The organism is Mesorhizobium newzealandense, from assembly GCF_042682145.1.
Classification (GTDB): domain Bacteria; phylum Pseudomonadota; class Alphaproteobacteria; order Rhizobiales; family Rhizobiaceae; genus Mesorhizobium; species Mesorhizobium newzealandense.
In genome coordinates this window covers 26666-42912 of sequence record NZ_JBHUGZ010000008.1, presented here as the reverse complement: position 1 = coordinate 42912, position 16247 = coordinate 26666, and the positions used below count along the sequence as shown (strand labels likewise).

The 16247-nt window shown below is 60.8% G+C and carries 12 protein-coding genes and 2 pseudogenes; 7 read left to right on the top strand and 7 right to left on the bottom strand.

Annotation, left to right across the window (positions count from 1 at the left end):
* Nucleotides 1-67 precede the first annotated feature (67 nt).
* Nucleotides 68-1474, bottom strand: a complete 1407-nt coding sequence (locus ACFSOZ_RS13200; protein ID WP_379098290.1) for a mechanosensitive ion channel family protein — start codon at nucleotides 1472-1474, stop codon at nucleotides 68-70.
* 291 nt (nucleotides 1475-1765) lie between these two features.
* Here ACFSOZ_RS13200 and ACFSOZ_RS13195 point away from each other — a divergent pair.
* Nucleotides 1766-2377: pseudogene (locus ACFSOZ_RS13195) on the top strand (cytochrome b family protein); the annotation flags it as partial.
* Nucleotides 2378-2589: 212 nt separating this feature from the next.
* Here the strand turns inward: ACFSOZ_RS13195 and ACFSOZ_RS13190 are convergent.
* Nucleotides 2590-3288: a sensor histidine kinase gene (locus tag ACFSOZ_RS13190; protein WP_379098287.1), complete on the bottom strand. Its 699-nt coding sequence runs from the start codon at nucleotides 3286-3288 to the stop codon at nucleotides 2590-2592.
* Between the two features lie 485 nt (nucleotides 3289-3773).
* On the opposite strand from ACFSOZ_RS13190, the gene ACFSOZ_RS13185 reads away from it, so the two are divergent.
* From ACFSOZ_RS13185 to ACFSOZ_RS13160, 6 genes are all read left to right on the top strand, one after another.
* Nucleotides 3774-4532 (top strand): SDR family oxidoreductase, encoded by a 759-nt coding sequence (locus tag ACFSOZ_RS13185; protein WP_379098284.1) that lies wholly within the window; start codon nucleotides 3774-3776, stop codon nucleotides 4530-4532.
* A gap of 535 nt (nucleotides 4533-5067) precedes the next feature.
* A complete protein-coding gene (locus ACFSOZ_RS13180) occupies nucleotides 5068-5904 on the top strand; it encodes an alpha/beta fold hydrolase (RefSeq protein WP_379098810.1) in 837 nt (278 codons plus the stop codon).
* 91 nt (nucleotides 5905-5995) lie between these two features.
* Entirely contained in the window at nucleotides 5996-6412 is a 417-nt protein-coding gene (locus tag ACFSOZ_RS13175) for a cupin domain-containing protein (protein WP_379098281.1), read from the top strand.
* A gap of 44 nt (nucleotides 6413-6456) precedes the next feature.
* Nucleotides 6457-6894: a CBS domain-containing protein gene (locus ACFSOZ_RS13170; protein WP_379098278.1), complete on the top strand. Its 438-nt coding sequence runs from the start codon at nucleotides 6457-6459 to the stop codon at nucleotides 6892-6894.
* An 89-nt stretch (nucleotides 6895-6983) separates the two neighbouring features.
* Nucleotides 6984-7442, top strand: coding sequence for a carboxymuconolactone decarboxylase family protein (locus ACFSOZ_RS13165; RefSeq protein ID WP_379098275.1), 459 nt, complete (start codon nucleotides 6984-6986; stop codon nucleotides 7440-7442).
* Between the two features lie 57 nt (nucleotides 7443-7499).
* Nucleotides 7500-8147 carry an HD domain-containing protein gene (locus ACFSOZ_RS13160; RefSeq protein ID WP_379098273.1) on the top strand — a complete coding sequence of 216 codons (648 nt, stop codon included), beginning with the start codon at nucleotides 7500-7502 and terminating at the stop codon, nucleotides 8145-8147.
* A 138-nt stretch (nucleotides 8148-8285) separates the two neighbouring features.
* Here the strand turns inward: ACFSOZ_RS13160 and ACFSOZ_RS13155 are convergent, their stop codons facing one another.
* From ACFSOZ_RS13155 to ACFSOZ_RS13135, 5 genes and pseudogenes are all read right to left on the bottom strand, one after another.
* Nucleotides 8286-8984, bottom strand: a complete 699-nt coding sequence (locus tag ACFSOZ_RS13155) for a response regulator transcription factor (RefSeq protein ID WP_379098270.1) — start codon at nucleotides 8982-8984, stop codon at nucleotides 8286-8288.
* On the bottom strand, nucleotides 8974-9363 hold the full coding sequence (locus ACFSOZ_RS13150) for a response regulator (RefSeq protein WP_379098267.1): 390 nt from the start codon (nucleotides 9361-9363) through the stop codon (nucleotides 8974-8976). Before ACFSOZ_RS13150 ends, ACFSOZ_RS13155 begins: the two co-directional genes overlap by 11 nt.
* A 2-nt stretch (nucleotides 9364-9365) precedes the next feature.
* Entirely contained in the window at nucleotides 9366-10007 is a 642-nt protein-coding gene (locus ACFSOZ_RS13145) for a response regulator transcription factor (protein WP_379098265.1), read from the bottom strand.
* A pseudogene (locus ACFSOZ_RS13140) lies at nucleotides 10004-13619 on the bottom strand (PAS domain-containing protein). Before ACFSOZ_RS13140 ends, ACFSOZ_RS13145 begins: the two are co-directional and overlap by 4 nt.
* A gap of 828 nt (nucleotides 13620-14447) precedes the next feature.
* Entirely contained in the window at nucleotides 14448-14723 is a 276-nt protein-coding gene (locus ACFSOZ_RS13135; protein ID WP_379098809.1) for an SPW repeat protein, read from the bottom strand.
* Nucleotides 14724-16247 lie beyond the last annotated feature (1524 nt).

The following is a 16247-nucleotide window of genomic DNA, read 5'->3' as shown; positions in this document are numbered from 1 at the left end:
CGCAGCGGCATTCTCGCTCAATCGCTTAAACCATCCCAACGTCGTAGCCGTGACTTATCCGGAATGCTCAGGCAGCGGGATTAGATGTCAGTGGCTTTGGGACGGCCTTAATGCCGTTTTCCTGAAATGCCTGGTGCACGGCGAGCAAAACGGCGCGGCGGATCATGAAGTGTTTGCCCGCTTTCGCCATGAATTTGGCCCGGATAACCAGCGTGCCGTCCTCAACCTCGGCAATTCCCTGGCTCTTGAACGGGGCGAGCAGATCTCCAGCAAGTTCCGGGTTGGCCGAAATATCCTGGCCGATCTTCTTGAAAATCTTGCGGACTTTCTCGACATCGGTGTTGAATGCAACGCGAAAGGTCAGTTTCTCGATCATCCAGTCGCGGCTGAAATTCTGGATCTTGCCAATCTCGCCATAGGGAATTGTCGCCAAGGCACCGCGCTGATGGCGCAACGAAACCGACCGGACCGAGATTTTTTCCACGGTCCCCTTGGCGCCTGACGTTTCGATATATTCGCCGAAGCGGAATGCATCGTCGATCAGGAAAAACAGCCCGGAGACCAGGTCCTTCACCAGCGTCTGCGAGCCGAAGCCGATGGCCAGCCCGAACACACTCAAGCCGGCGATCAGAGGCCAGACATTGACCCCGATCGACACCAGGATCGAGAGCAGCGCCAAGGCCACAATGCTCGATTTACCGACCCCGCTGAGCAGCGGCACCAGCGTGCCCAGCCGTGAACGCGGCGCACCCAGCTCCTCCTCGTCACTAGCTACGGCGGGTAACTCCGCGCGCAAGGCGCGAGTCGTCCCCGTGCCGACCACGTTCCACAGAAACGCCGCCCCCAATATGATCAGCGCCACCCCGGATGCGCCCTTGGCGACCTCTCGCAGATCTATGCCGAACCCGGCAGCCAGCGGTGTCGCCCATAGCGTTCCCAGCATGGCAATCATGATAGCCACCACGGTGAAGCGGGCGGTCTGTCGCCCTGCCGCTGCCACGATCGAGATGTCAGGAGACTCCAATCCGCGCTGCGCCCAGTTCCCGATCATTGCGTCGAGATGCGGCGCGGCAAGAAACATCAACGCGGTCAGCAGAACGGCCGACCCACGAAGCGATGCTCCCAGGGTCAGCGCGGCCTGAGTGCTGAGAAAGGTGATTATCAGGAACGCGATCACGATTGCCGGCCACATTTTGGCGAGACGGGTGCGCCAGCGGCTTCTGGGGCGCGGACCGGCGACGGCGGCAGCCAATGTTGGTCTGTGTCGCCACACCGCCCATGCAAACAGAAGGTAGATCGGAATTCCCAAGCCTGTTCGCAGCAGATCCGCCAAGGCCGGCCCGACGCTCCAGAGCCGCAATGTCGCGAACAGCGTAACGCCGATGAGCGCCAAGCCAATAGCAAGCGAGAGGTCGTGCACGAGCGCCGCCAGGTGGGCGGAGCGCTCTGCGAACTCGGTTCGCCGCGATGCCATCAAGAGTGATCTCACGGCGGCGAGGACGATTAGGCCGAGCACGGTCGCTACCGCCCAAAGGCGAAGGGTTTGCAAAGGCACGCCAGAACCAGCCAGCAGCCGCGCAGCAATGAAACCGATCACCAGCGCCACCACCGCAGCCGCCACGCCCGCGAAGAATCTGCGCCATGCACCACCTGTGGCACTCGCCTTGGCCAACCGCCGGGCGAGCAGGATGAACACGCCGGCGACGAGCGCAACAACCAACACAAAATCGAACAGGAGCCCAAGGAGAGACGTTCCCCCGGCCGCGATGTTGTGGATTTCACACCCTACGCTACCGTAAAGGACGCATTCGGCATCATCGTGTTCCTGTTCTTCTATGCCTATTTCGTCTTCTATCTGCCAAACTTTCTCGGCCATCCGGACAACTACACGATCGCAAATCCGCTGAAGACGCCCGCGCACATCGTGCCGGAATGGTATTTCCTGCCGTTCTACGCGATCCTGCGCGCCATCACCTTCAATGTCGGACCGATCAATTCCAAGTTGGGCGGCGTGCTCGCGATGTTCAGCTCAATCGCCGTGCTATTCTTGGTGCCGTGGCTCGACACCTCAAAGGTGCGCTCGGCGGTTTACCGGCCCTGGTATAAGTTCTTCTTCTGGTTGTTCGTGGCCAACGCCCTCTTTCTCGGCTGGCTCGGCTCACAACCTGCGGAAGGCGCCTATGTCACGATGTCCCAAATGGCGACTCTCTACTATTTCGCGTTCTTCATCGTCGCCATGCCGCTACTCGGATTTATCGAGACGCCAAGGCGCCTGCCCACCTCGATAACCGAAGCAGTCCTGGAGAAGAACAAGGCAGCGTCTACTCCCGGCGCTCCGCGAGACACCGGCCATCGGCCCCGTCCAGAGCAGAAATAGGCGGGTGGCCAAAGATGGCCGATGCGGGCGCAGTCATGAACTTGTGGAATTCCGCCTTGCCGGAATGGCGTGTGGAATCTCATTCCGAGACGGTTGGCTAACGCGCGGCTGGTCGTTCAGACCGATAGCGCTCTCAATTCGTGCTCAAGATAGGCAGGGCCGTCTGAGGCGGTCGCTACGTGATGCGTTTTCACCATTTCAATCTCCCGTGGTTACCGGAAGCCGTCCGCTCGCGCCGGCGCCGCAGGCAATCGCAAGATCACGGTTGTGCCTGACCCGAGTGCGCTGTCGATTTCGACACTGCCGTCGTGCTGCTCGGCGAAATGCTTCACCATCGGCAAGCCGATACCGCCCAGCCCTGGACACTTGGTGGTGAAGAAAGGATCGAAGGCACGGGCCATGGTCTCTTGGGTCATGCCGATACCGCTGTCTGCGACGCGGACCTCGATAAGGGCGGCACGGCCATGACCCGCCATTGCAGCGTCTATCGAAATCGAGCCGCCGTCAGGCATCGCGTCGCGCGCGTTGAACACGAGATTCAGAATCGCGTTCTGCAGGCCCAAGCGATCGCATTTCGCCGCAGGCAAACCGGATCCGACGCGGACCTCAAGCCGGATGTGCGACTCCCATGCGCATCGGATGAGAGCCTCGACCTCAGCCAGGCAGCTACTCAAGTCTGTATGTTCGATCTCTCGAGGCGGCTCGGCGGCTTTGGTGATCGTCTCCCGGACGAGCGCGCCAGCGCGTTGCAGCGCCGTCCTGGCACTGGCGATCACGGGCTCAAGGGCCGGAGCCGTTGAGACGCTTGGGTCTCGGGCGACGCGGTTCAGCGCGGATGACGCAACCTGGATGAGATTGCCCAGGTCATGAACGATGCCGGCGGTCGGCTGCTCCGTGTGCCGGGCGCGCACGGCAATGTCCGTGCTCCCGCCCGGGCCATTGTCGCCGGCTGCGCCTGGTCTCCCTTCTGCGTGTGACAATTGACGTCCTCCCCGGGCTTTGGGCACCTAGTGGGCCTGCTCATCCTAAACGCTACGTGGGCGTGCCATGTCCAGTCGATTGGACCGAGGGTCAGTCCGACGCCTCCAGCCGGCTAGAGAGGCCCACCATGCGATTGCCGGGTAGCGGGTTCGTTGTGCGCGCAAGGGTCGACTATGTATTCCGATGGCCCGGTCGACCCATGCACTTGTACCCGCCGCCCGTCTCATACTGACTAGGATCCCCCGCCAATCGACGCATCGGTCCTAGACCTTCGCATCGCATGACAGATGCTTCCGTTCGATAGTTTGTCAGGCGGCTCCGTCGCATTGTCCATTGCGAAGACAGAGTGATGTGCCGGCTCGATGGCCGCTCAATCAGACAACCAATCCCTGGAATGCAACAAGGAGGTTCGACCATGAAAATCGTGGTTATCGGCGGCACTGGACTCATCGGTTCGAAGACGGTCGAGAGGCTGCGCAAGAGGGGTCATGAGGTGCTCGCGGCGTCGCCGAACTCTGGTGTCAACACCATCACAGGCGAAGGGTTGACCGAAGCTCTTGCGGGAGCGCAGGTCGTTATAGATCTGGCAAATTCGCCATCCTTCGAGGACAAGGCCGTCCTGGAGTTTTTCGAGACCTCGGGGGGAAACTTGCTCTCCGCAGAAAAGCGGGCTGGCGTGAAACACCACATCGCGCTCTCTATCGTGGGCGCCGAGCGGCTACCCAAGAGTGGATACATGCGCGCCAAGATGGCCCAGGAGCGGCTGATCAAGGACTCAGGGATACCTTACACCATCGTCCATTCGACGCAGTTTTTCGAATTCCTGGGCGGCATCGCCCAGTCCGGAACTGTGGGAGATATTGCAACAGTTTCGTCTGCCTATTTTCAGCCGATCGCTTCTGACGACGTCGCTGACATCATGACCGACGTGGCGCTCTCGCCACCGGTCAACGGCGCGATCGAGATCGCAGGCCCGGAGCCGATCCGCATGAGCGATCTCGTTGCACAGTTTCTGAAGGCAATGAACGATCCACGCAAGGTAAGCGCGGATCCCCACGCGCCCTATTTTGGCACGGAACTTGACGACCGCTCGCTCGTACCAAGCGACCACCCTCGCATCGGTGCAACGCGCTTCGAAGACTGGTTCAGCCACGCCCCACTCCAGCGGAACTGAGCCGCTGCCCGCGCGCCGCTCGACGCCGCGCAAGCCTTAAGTTCAAAGGCGAATGAGCGAAAGCGCAAAGATGGATTTCCCTCCGGCGGGGCATACAAGCTTGCCGGATGAAGTAGAATCTAGGAACAATGAAATGACTTACCATGTAAGAGAGAAAGCAGACCGCAACGGTTACTCTCATTTTTACGTCTACGACGACGAGAATTACATAGCCGGCCCGTGGTTAGAAGACTGGCAGGCTACACATTTCATCGAAACGCAGACTGAAGACCGCTACATGGCCAGAGCCGACCGAACGGCTGTAATGCGCGGCCGCAGGAGCAACGGCAAATTGGTCTTGCGCGATGAGCGCGAGCGTCAATCCCGCGCTGTAGGCGACATCGAAGGCGATCCGGTTCGCCGCGCATCGCGCCGCGATGTTTTGTTGGGCGCCCTTGCCGCCACAGTTGCGGCTGGTCTGGCCCGAGCCACACCCGCTCGGGCGGAGGGAGACCAAAAGCGTCCATCTTCCGACGCAAGCAAAGGAGCAGCAAGCATGGGCATGATCACTACCACTGACGGCACAGGAATTTACTACAAGGATTGGGGCCCCAGGAATGCCCAGCCGATCGTCTTCCATCACGGGTGGCCTCTGAGCGGCGACGATTGGGATGCACAGATGGTTTTCTTTCTCGACAAGGGCTATCGCGTCATCGCCCACGATCGGCGCGGCCATGGACGCTCAGCGCAAGTGGGCGAAGGCCACGACATGGATCACTACGCCGCTGATGCTGCCGCCGTGGTCGAGCATCTCGACCTAAGAAATGCTGTCCATATCGGTCACTCCACCGGCGGCGGCGAAGCCACTCACTATGTGGCGCGGCATGGTCAGCGTCAGGACCGCGTCGCGAAGCTCGTGCTTATCGGCGCTGTGCCGCCGGTCATGGTGAAGACGCCTGCCAATCCGGGCGGCTTGCCAATCGAAGTGTTCGACGGCTTGCGCAAATCGCTCGCCGGTAATCGGGCGCAGTTCTATCTCGATTTCGCAAGCGGTCCCTTTTACGGCTTCAACCGGCCGGGCGCAAAGCCAATTCCGGGTGTCATTCAGAACTGGTGGCGGCAAGCGATGATGGGCAGCGCCAAAGCGCAGTATGACGGCATCAAGGCCTTTTCGGAGACCGACTTCACCGACGATCTGAAGGCGATCAAGGTGCCGACACTGGTGATGCATGGCGACGACGACCAGATCGTCCCGATCGCCGGCTCGGCACTGCTCTCATCGAAGCTTCTGAAAAAAGCGACGCTCAAGGTCTACGAGAAATTTCCACACGGCATGTGCACCACCCACGCCGATGTGGTGAACCCCGACCTGCTCGCCTTCATCACTTCATAGGCCAGCGCTGCACCCCTGGCGCGAGCCCGATCGCCGGTCGTCCCTCCCCGGCCGGCGATCCCCCATCAAGACCCAAACCGGAGCCAAGCCAATGATCAAGACCATCTTATGCACCGCTGCTATCGCAACCAGTCTCGCAACGGGCTCAGCGCTCGCCCATGATTCACATGGCGACAAGGCCAAGCTGATTTACGACCACCCGCTGCCCAATGTGCCGGGCAAGAGCATGCGCGCCGTGCTCGTCGAGTACGAACCGGGCGGCACTTCTGCGGGACATACGCATCCAAAATCTGCGTTCATCTTTGCGACGGTTCTCGAAGGCGCAATCCGCAGCCAAGTCAATGACGGGCCGGTAACGACATATCGCGCCGGCGAAAGCTTCTCCGAATTTCCAGGCGACCGTCACGGCGTCAGCGAAAATGCGAGTACGACCGAACCCGCCAAGCTTCTGGCTGTGTTCGTCGTCGATACCAGTGAAACGGAACTGACCACATACAACGACGACTGAGGTCGAGCATCCCCGGATCGGTTTGAACATGGAGGACGGCTGCAATGCTTATCGACAAACTGCATGCCTTGACGTCGCCACGCCTTGCCGTGATCGACGTCAATGCCACGGTGCAAGCAGCCGCCCTTTCGCTTTCCAGGCCCGGCATCGGCCTTGTCGTGGTGTGCAATGGCAACGGCGGCGCCGAAGGCGTGGTGAGCAAATCAGACCTCGTCCGCCATCTCGTCAGATCGGCGTCGTCGGTGCCGCCAGTTTCAGCCCTGATGAGCAGACATATCGTTTCGTGCACGCCGGAGGATGATCTGCGTGAGGTGTGGCAGACAATGGCTGCCACCAGCCTGCAGAACATGCCAGTGGTCGACATAGGCGCCAGGCCTATCGGTATTCTCGACATACGCGACGCGATGAAAGTTCTGTTCGAGCGGGAAGAGATCCAAGAGCAGATACTCTCCGACTACGTTACCGGTGTCGGCTATCGCTAACCGCGATCGTCAACCGTCGGCGCCGATGAAACAGCGCCGTGGCCCCCTGCGAGAAAATGAAACCTTCAATCAACATCATGGAGTCTCACATGACCAAGCGTCTGAATTTCCTGGCCCGCAAGAACGGCGGTATCGAGGGCCTTGTCGCAGTCGAGAGCTGGCTTGCCAGCAGCTTCGATCCGAAGCTGCTCGAACTCGTCAAATTGCGGGTGTCGCAGATGAACGGCTGCGCGCATTGCCTGCACATGCATCGGCAAGACGCCATCAAACTGGGCGAGACCGACGATCGGCTGCTGCTGCTCGACGCTTGGCGCGAATCTGCCCTCTACACGGAACGCGAGCGGGCCGCCCTCGCCTGGGCAGAAGCGCTCACCCGCATCGCCGAGACCCATGCGCCCGACGCAGCCTACGAGGAAGCTCGCAACGCCTTCTCGGAAGATGAACTCGTCGCGCTCTCGATCGGCGTGGCTATGATCAACGCCTGGAACAGGCTGGCTATCGGCTTTCGCCTGCAGCATCCGGCGGACCGCATGCGCGCCGCCGCGTGAAGCCTGCGATCAAGCGCGCCGGCGAAACCGGCCGAAACGCAGTGAGGAGGATTCGACATGAACGGACCCACCAGCCGGATGCTTGCAGGGGTCTCGGTCCCCGATACCCCGCTCGTGCAGCAGGCTCTCGAATATGCGCGGAGAGAATGCGAAGCCTATCTGTTCAATCACGTCGTCCGCTCCTGGTTGTTCGCGGCACGACTCGGGCAGATCCGCAACATCGACCATGACGCGGAAGTCGTCGCGGTCGGGACCTTGTTGCACGACATCACGCTCAACGAGCGTTTTGACGGTCCGCGCCGTTTCGAAGTCGAAGGCGCGGATCTGGCCAGGATCTTCTCACGAAAAGGCGGTGTCGACGAGCGCCGGGCCCAGCTCATCTGGGACAGCGTGGCCCTCAACTCGACCCCGTCGATCGGCCTCTACAAGGAGGCGGAGGTAGCCCTTTGTACTGCTGGCATCTGCCTGGATGTTGTCGGACTCAAGTACGAGACCATCCCTGCGGCAGAAATCGCCAAGGTTGTAGGTGAATTCCCGCGGCTCGAGATGAAGCGGCGCATGACGCGGTGCTTCTGTCACATCGCCCAGATGCACCCGGAAACGACCTACGACAACTTCGCCCGGGACTTTGGCGAACGCTTCGTGCCCGGATACCGGGCGCCTTCTTCCGTCGACATCGTGTTGAACGCGCCCTTTGGAGAATAAGCACCTCCAAGCGCTGGACTGTCCTCTTGGATTCGTCGCACTCGACGAGTTCGGCTTCAACTCGTCGCCCCCTCGCCGGCGACGAGTTGCTGTGCCAGGCGCGCTGGTAGACCCCATTGGGCGGCTCCGGGAAGCGGATCAAGCCAAAGTCTTGGTGGAGCCGGCATCGCGCATCGACGCCGGCAGTGTTTCCCATGCCCGGATCAGCTCTCCGATGGACGCGACCTCCATCTTGCGCATCACATTGCCGCGGTGGAGCTTGACGGTGATCTCGCTGATTCCGAGGTCGAATGCGATCTGTTTGTTGACTCGCCCGTGCGCGACTTCGCGCAGGACCTGACGTTCGCGTGGCGTCAGCGTCTCATGGCGTTCGACATTGCGCTTGACGACCACTGCAGTCGCCCGCCGAGCGGCGTCCATCGCAATCCCCGCAACCACCGCATCAAGCAGGGTTTGGTCGCGTGCTGGCTTGGTGAGAAAGTCGACGGCGCCGGCCTTCATCGCCTGGACAGTCATTGGAATATCGCCATGCCCGGTCAGGAAGATGATTGGCTTGGGGTTGCCGCTTTGGGCCAGACGATGCTGCAGGTCGAGGCCGCTCGTCCCTGGCATGCGCACGTCGAGGATCAAGCAGCCGGGGCCGTCCAATACGTCGGCGTCGAGGAATTCGCCGGTTGAGGCAAAGCAGATTGACTGGAAGCCCGCCGACAGGATCAACTCGGACAGCGCCTCACGAACAGAGGCATCGTCATCGACAATGATGACGAGCGGCTGCTCCGTGTCCCGCTGCTGTGATAGCGGTGCCGATCTCCGCGGGAGCGGCTGCTCACCTGTCATGATCATCCTCCATTTGTTGATTGCGCAAGGCGTCGCCGACCGCCGCAAGCAGGGCCTGGGCATCGAAGGGCTTGCGGAAAAATCCGCTGATGCCCTGCGCGCGGTCCTGATCGGCTATCTCGTGGCGGCCTGTGATCAGGAAGACCGGCAGCTCCGGACGCGTCCTCTTCACCAGGTCACGAAGTTCAAAGCCGTTCATGCCAAGCATCCCGATGTCGGTGATGAGCACGTCCAGGCCCGACAGGCCGCTGATGAGCAACTGTCGCGCCGATGAGAAGCTGCGGGCCACATAGCCGGCTGACTCCAGAAGTTCCTCCAGCGAGTCGAGCACCCGTGGATCGTCGTCGACAACCGCCACAACAGGCCTGACGTTGCTCACGCTCAGCTCCTTCCCGCCCGGCGCGAGTGGGTGATCGGAATTTCCAATCGCTCCGCGATACGCACGAGATCGGCGAGCGACGCCGCCACCATTTTCTGCATGACGTTCCTTCTATGGATTTCCAGCGTGACCTCGCTGATCCCCAGTTCGGCGGCGGCCTGCTTATTGAGCAACCCACTCACCACCAGCGGCAGCACGTCGCGTTCGCGCGGCGTCAGGTCGAGATAGCGTTGCCTCAGCACGCCAAGCTCGGCGCGCTCTGACCTGCTTGCCTGATCCTGGGCAATCGCCGCATGGATTGCGGCCATGAGGTCCGCATCACTGAAAGGCTTGGTCAGGAAGTCCACGGCACCGCGCTTGATCGCACGCACGGATGACGGGATGTCGCCGTGCCCCGTTATGAAAACGATCGGCGGATGATCCCCCTCGGCGATCTGCCTCTGCAGATCGAGGCCGTTGATATCCGGCAATTCGACATCGAGGATGAGGCAGGCCGGCACGTCCGGCTTGTCCATGCCGACATAGTCGCCGGCCGATGCGAACGCGATAGCGTGCATGTCGTGTGACGCCAGGAGTTCGCCGAGTGCCTCGCGAATGCGTTCATCGTCATCGACGATGTAGACAATATGGTCTTCCGTCGTCATGGCGCCGCTTTCGCTGTAACCGGCAACGTGAATAGGAACGTCGTTCCGTGCGGTTCGTTCGCCTCCACCCACAGCCGGCCGCCGTGCGACTCGACAATCGAACGGCAGATCGCCAGCCCCATGCCCATCCCGTGCCCTTTCGTGGTGAAGAAGGGCTCGAATATTCTTTCCGGAAACTCGACGCCCTGCCCACGATCGCTGATCTCCGCCTGGACCACATCGCCCAGTCGGCGCACACGCACCCCAAGGACTCTGTTGCCCGGAACAGAGTCCATCGCATCCATGCCGTTGCGCATGAGATTGACCAGGACCTGCTGGATCTGGACGCGATCGAGCAGCAGAAGCGGAAGATCGCGTTCTAGGTCCGTATCGATGCGGACACGATGCCGCCCCGCCTCCTCCGCCATGAGATCCAGCGCCTCGGCAATGACGCTAGACAGCGTTGTGTCGGTCCGCTGAGTTTCTACGGATTGTTTGAACAAGGCGCGGATGTGGCTGACGACATCCGCCGCTGCGTTGGCGTCCCGAATGACGCGCTCCACCGTTTTCTGTGCGCGCTCGATATTTGGGGGGGGTGGCCGTGAGCCAACGCTGGCATGCATGCGAGTTTGCCACCACGGCCGCCAAGGGCTGGTTGACCTCGTGGGCGATCGACGCGGAGAGCTCGGCCAGGCTTGCCGCCTGGGTCTGACGCGCAAGGTTCTCCTGGGCAAGACGCAGTTGTTCCTGCACCCGAACCTCACCGTCGATGTCCAGGCAGATCACGTTCCACTGCACAATAGCGCCTTCGGCGTTGCGCATCGGCGCGGCGCGTGTCTCGACCCAGCGATATTCGCCATCGAAACGCCGCAGACGATGCCTCCGCGCGTAAGGCTCACCGGTGGACAGCGAATGGGCATATCTCTCCTTGACGCCCGCCACATCGTCGGGATGAACGCCGGCGTCGAGTGTGCCGACCAGCCGGGACTTTCCTGTCCCGTCCAATTCTTCGAGATTGTATCCGAGAAACTCGCGGAGCTGCTGGCTGCGATAAACTGGCTCGCCATCCGGCGCGGCGCAATCGATCATCGCCGGCAGCGTTTCGACAAGCTGCCAGAGGAAGCGTTCTCTCTCGCGCAGCGCCTCCTGAGAAGTCACATGATCGTGGATATCAACGTTGGCGCCGTACCACCGGATAATGCGACCGCTCTCATCGCGGAGTGGATCCGCGTGGCCCTCTGTCCAACGGTATGAGCCATCCCATCGACGGTTGCGAAACTTCAGCTCGAACGGTTCACCCGTGCTGAAGGAATGGGTCAAGGCGCCCTGCAACGCGGCCCTGTCATCCGGATGGACGATGGTTTGAATAGCACTCGGCAATCCGCCCTGAGCATCAAAATCTTCAAGCTTCAGACCGATATAGTCCACCATGGTCTTGTTGATGTATGCTGGCTCGCCGCCAGGCGTTACACACCACATCTGAACTGGCACAGTGTCGATGAGCTGCTGCAGCTGCCGCTCGCTGCGTCGCAGCGCCTCCTCGACGAGCAGTTGATCGTCGATGTCATGCGAGAGCCCGTACCACTCGACGATCCGCCCGCTCTCATCTCTCAGCGGCTCCGCGCTGCCTTCGACCCAGCGGTAGACGCCATCCGCACGCCGCAGGCGATACTTCTTGGAGAAGCGCTCGCCCGTGACGAAGCAATGGTTGAGCGCTTCCGCCAGGCCTGCAGCATCGTCGGGATGGACCGCCGTCTCTATGACAGCCGCCAGCCGGGTCATGCCCGACTTGTCTGCATCTCCTATGTCCAGGCCTAGAAAATTCATTAGGCGCTTGTTGAAGAAGGTCGGCTCGCCCTCCGAACTCAGCCGCCAAAGCATGCTCGGAACCATATCCACGAGTTGCGCGAGTTCCCGCTCCCGGTCGCGCAATGCCTCCTGCGCGCGCACCTCATCGTCGATGTCCATGGCAGCCACGTACCATTGCACGATCGTTCCCGTTTGATTCCGCAGCGGCTCCGCGCGGCCCTCCATCCAGCGATACACGCCGTCTGCGCGGCGTCGGCGATACTTCATGATATAGGGTTCGCCGGTTACGAGGGCGTGGCCAAGTACCTCCCTCATACGGGGTCCATCCTCCGGATGGACGGTTGCCCCTATCATCGCCGCCACGCGGCTCATCCCTGGCCTATCCAAAGCCGCGACGTCATCCAGGCCGATAGATTCTAGCGTACGCTTGCTGAAGAAGGTCGGCTCGCCGTCAGGCGCCATGCGGCCAATGTTAACGGGGACCATGTCGACTAGCAGTGACAGCTCTCGCTCACGCTCACGCAACGCCGCCTGCGCGCGCACCTCGTCGTCGATGTCGAGGGAAACGCCGTACCATTCGGCAACCGTTCCGTCCTCGTCACACCGTGGTTCTACCCGGCATTCCGCCCACCGGTAGTCACCGTCCTTCTCGCGCCAACGAAACCGCATCGTGGAAGCGTTGCCGGTTGCGAAGCAGTTCCACAGCGTCCGCTGCACCTCGGGAGTGTCCTCCGGATGGGTCAGTTCCTGCACCAATGTCTCGATACGCGAGGGCTGGAGAGGATCGAACGTCGGGATAACGGCGCGGAAATGGTCCTGGTATCGCTTGTTGAAGTACAACGGCTGGCCCGTTGACGTAGCGCTCCAAACGCGGACTGGGAGTGCATCGATCATCCGCTGAAGTTGGCGTTCGCTTTGGCGCAATGTGCGCAACGCCACCTGATGCTGCTGGGAAATGGCGGCAACGATGAGCGCCGAGAACGCTGAAATGGCCAGAAACAACTGCAGCATGATGTGCTTTTGCTTCAGAGATTCGGGATCGCCGGCAAATTGGCTGGCACCGGATATCGTGAATACCGCCGTGATCAGCGCAAGGAGGATCAAGGCGACGGCGGCGCCTTTGAACTCGAAACGCACTGCGGCCCAGAGCAGAGGCGGCATGATTATGTAGGCGAAGGGCAGGTAACCGCTGAGTGAAAGAGTTGCGACGCCAAGAAAGATCAGCCCCAGGATGCAGACTTCCATCCAACGCTCCCTCGAGAGCTGAGTCACGTCACGCCAGTTCTGGAACACGACCAGCGCCAGCGGCGCAACGATCAGGACCCCTGTGGCATCGCCGATCCAGAATAGCGGCCAAGCCGCCGTGAAAGTTTGAGATTGCATACCAAACCACGCAAGGGTGGCACTTCCGACCGTCGCGCTTGCGATAGGCGCGATTCCGGCGGCCAATACCACGAATGCGAGAACTTCCTGCAAGGTTTCCAGCCGCACCGGGCGCCTGCAGGTCAGGTTCACGAGCCATGCCCCGACCACAGCTTCAAGCGCGTTGCCGGCATAGATCAGGACGGCCGCAGGCAGCGGACTGTGGAACCACAGGAAATTGCTGAACAGTTCGGCCAGACAGCCCGCCGCCACCCACCACGGCCAGCTGGGCCTGGAGGCGAGGACAAGCGTAGCGATGAAAAGCCCGCTCGGGGGCCAGATGGAAATACCTGTTCCAGGCACGATTGCAAGCAACTGAGCGAATCCGCAGCCCAGGACATATGCCGCAAAAAAAAGCCCCAGGTACGAGAATTGGGGGCGATGCGACCAGACGTGCATCATTGGCTGCTCCTCCAGGACAAGCAAAGCATCGGAACTGTCAGTGCTGCGTATAGCACTTGTGCTAGGTGTCTGGATCTGGGCTTGCGAACTCACGCCCCACCGTAGTCCCACCATGCGCCAGCCGCACCTCATGGAAATCCATGAGGCGAGACGAACTGAGTGGCATGCCCACCTAACCTCCGGAGTGACGCCCCCCTAAACGACCGGAGCGGGTACACCCCGCTCCCTGTTGGCGAGAGTGCGGATTCCCGTGCTCATCTCACGGTAGAGTGCAAACTTTTCCGCGTCCGCTCAGTCGTGTCCAGCCCTTTGATCGGTTTGGTCGGCGCAGCTCAGTGGCGGCCGCCGCATCGGAGATCGCCGGGCTTCTCGAGCAGCAGCGTGGTTGCCAACGCGATCCCTAGCGCAACACAGAAGGCCATGACGTAGGCCTCAGGGCGAAACCTCAACGCGAGGGGCAGCCGTCTCGGTTGCGTCGGCGAAGCTTTTGGTGGCCGGTATTTCGGACATCTCGTCCTCCGGCCGATCTTGCACAGCAGGTCTCCAAACGTCGCATGGCCTGAAAAGGGCTACGGGTCGATCAGGTGCAGGGCTAGGTAGCATCGTCCGATCGTCTAGGACTTCCGATACTTCGGCAGCAGGACCCATTTGCAGCAATCAGTGGACGCGCAGCTCCGCCAACTAACATGGGAGGCCCTACGGCCACGATGCGGTGGCTTCGAGTCCATCATTTCAGCCAGACCGTTTCCCGGGGACGGCCGCGGCAGCAACTCCGCGAGTCCGTCCCCGGTGGTCACGTTTGGACCACATCATCTGCGGGCTTCGGACTTAGTGCTTGAGGGCACCTGCGGACTTGCGACTTGCTATAAGCTGCATGGCAGCGATGGTCGCAACGCAAAGGCCGATCATAACGTGCGTCCACATCGGTCCCTGCGCCGACCCGAATCCGAGCAGGAATGGAGCAACCACTGCCCAGCACCCCAAGGTGAGATTGGACCATTCAGTCCAAGCTCCGTAGCGGTAGAGCGCCACAGCAGAACAGCATACAATCAGCGCACCCACGATCCCCGCGTTCCAAACCGCGAGGGGTAGTCCGGCGAACATGAAGGCAGCGCAGGCCAGGCATGCGCCCAGAATGAGGTTGGTCCATTCCAACCAATTGCTTGGTACTTCACTTGTCATATTCTTCTCCTTTTAGTTCATATGTGCCATAACCATTTCGAATTACTGATATCGAGGCAGGCTGTAGAAGAATGGGACAGTCCGATGCACTAGACTATTCTACGCAGGCATCTGTTGGGCGATGCAAAGGGCTAGGGCAGTTGGTCGCGGGGATGGCACGCACGCGCCGGGGCATAGGAATGCGCATTCACTCGTGAGAGCAGCGCGCTGCCTTGGAGCAGGCCCTTTCACCGGCCATTGCCAGAACAGGGTCAAAAGCAGCGGCGTCGGGCGTATCTCTTCAGGAGGCGTGCCAGCTGGAGACAACCATCGGTGGCTGCAGCTTGGCACCGTAGTGTTTGGCGGCCCCTGGAGCGCGAGGTGCCGATCGACGTGGCCTCGCCTCTCTGGACACTCGTAAGCTGTTTGTTGAGTTCAGCGCGGCGCGTATATCTAAAAGCCCTTCGGCGGCACGAAGAGACAAATCGTATGGCCAGCATTAACGCCCGCCTGATGCGCTTACCAATGGTATTCGCCATCGGGCGAGTTCTTCACCCGCTTATCTTGGTAGCCTCGCCAGTGAATTGCTCGCCAGTGAATTGAATGACGTAGCCTTCCTTCCTTTCTAGTACGACCGGCGACTGCACCTCCTTACAGTGCATATTGCTGCAACAAACCCACGGGTACTTCCACCCTGTCAGGGCGTCGTGTGCAATGGCCCGACCAGGAGTCGAGGATACCGAGCAGAAATGGTGGACTTAACAGGCGACGTGAACGGGCCGAAGCCATCCGACAGGATCCTCCAAGGTGTGTCTCTCTTGGCGACCTCCCAGCACATTTGCGAGCAGAAGTAATAATGGTACGGTCGCCGGTGAAAAGTAGAGCCGCAGTGGATACAGTTCATTGGCTGCCTCCAAGGTATCTGTGCCAGGCCGTATCGTGCCGTTGTTGGCAGCCTGCCGGCTGGACTTGCCTCGATTCAACCTTGATCGCGCGACGCGCGCAGGCTGGCCCCGGGCCCCGCATATGGTGGAGCTCGGGCCTGTAGCGGGGTGCGATGAATTCGCGAACCCCAGATGCCAACTGTGTGGCTATTGACATCCCCATAGCGGTCCGGGCTACGAAACCTGGCACGGCAAGGGGTCTGCGGCGCCACGGCATTCCCGCGAGATCGTACATTGAACCCTCCATGAGGATTGCGGCTGCGGGAAACAGAATGCGCCGGCTCCTCCCGCGAACCAATTCTGCAAGAGTATCTGCTATGCGATGCCACGGTCTTGGCAGGATGCGCCCAGTGGATGGAGATGCTGATCAAAGCAAGCCTTGGACCGATGCCTCAGTGTGTGAAGGCTACTCTGGGCGACAGGGTGGATATATCCTCAACACAATGCCGCAAGGTCGGATGAGAATTGATGTCGGCCGCAGTGCTGTCAGCGATCTCATTCGGTTCGCTCGAACTTTGCTGAG

Coding starts and splice junctions, on each gene's coding strand:
- ACFSOZ_RS13200 (WP_379098290.1), bottom strand. CDS start 1,474: ATGGCATCGCGGCGAACCGAGTTCGCAGAGCGCTCCGCCCACCTGGCG.
- ACFSOZ_RS13185 (WP_379098284.1), top strand. CDS start 3,774: ATGAAAATCGTGGTTATCGGCGGCACTGGACTCATCGGTTCGAAGACG.
- ACFSOZ_RS13180 (WP_379098810.1), top strand. CDS start 5,068: ATGGGCATGATCACTACCACTGACGGCACAGGAATTTACTACAAGGAT.
- ACFSOZ_RS13175 (WP_379098281.1), top strand. CDS start 5,996: ATGATCAAGACCATCTTATGCACCGCTGCTATCGCAACCAGTCTCGCA.
- ACFSOZ_RS13170 (WP_379098278.1), top strand. CDS start 6,457: ATGCTTATCGACAAACTGCATGCCTTGACGTCGCCACGCCTTGCCGTG.
- ACFSOZ_RS13165 (WP_379098275.1), top strand. CDS start 6,984: ATGACCAAGCGTCTGAATTTCCTGGCCCGCAAGAACGGCGGTATCGAG.
- ACFSOZ_RS13160 (WP_379098273.1), top strand. CDS start 7,500: ATGAACGGACCCACCAGCCGGATGCTTGCAGGGGTCTCGGTCCCCGAT.
- ACFSOZ_RS13155 (WP_379098270.1), bottom strand. CDS start 8,984: ATGACAGGTGAGCAGCCGCTCCCGCGGAGATCGGCACCGCTATCACAG.
- ACFSOZ_RS13145 (WP_379098265.1), bottom strand. CDS start 10,007: ATGACGACGGAAGACCATATTGTCTACATCGTCGATGACGATGAACGC.
- ACFSOZ_RS13135 (WP_379098809.1), bottom strand. CDS start 14,723: ATGTTCGCCGGACTACCCCTCGCGGTTTGGAACGCGGGGATCGTGGGT.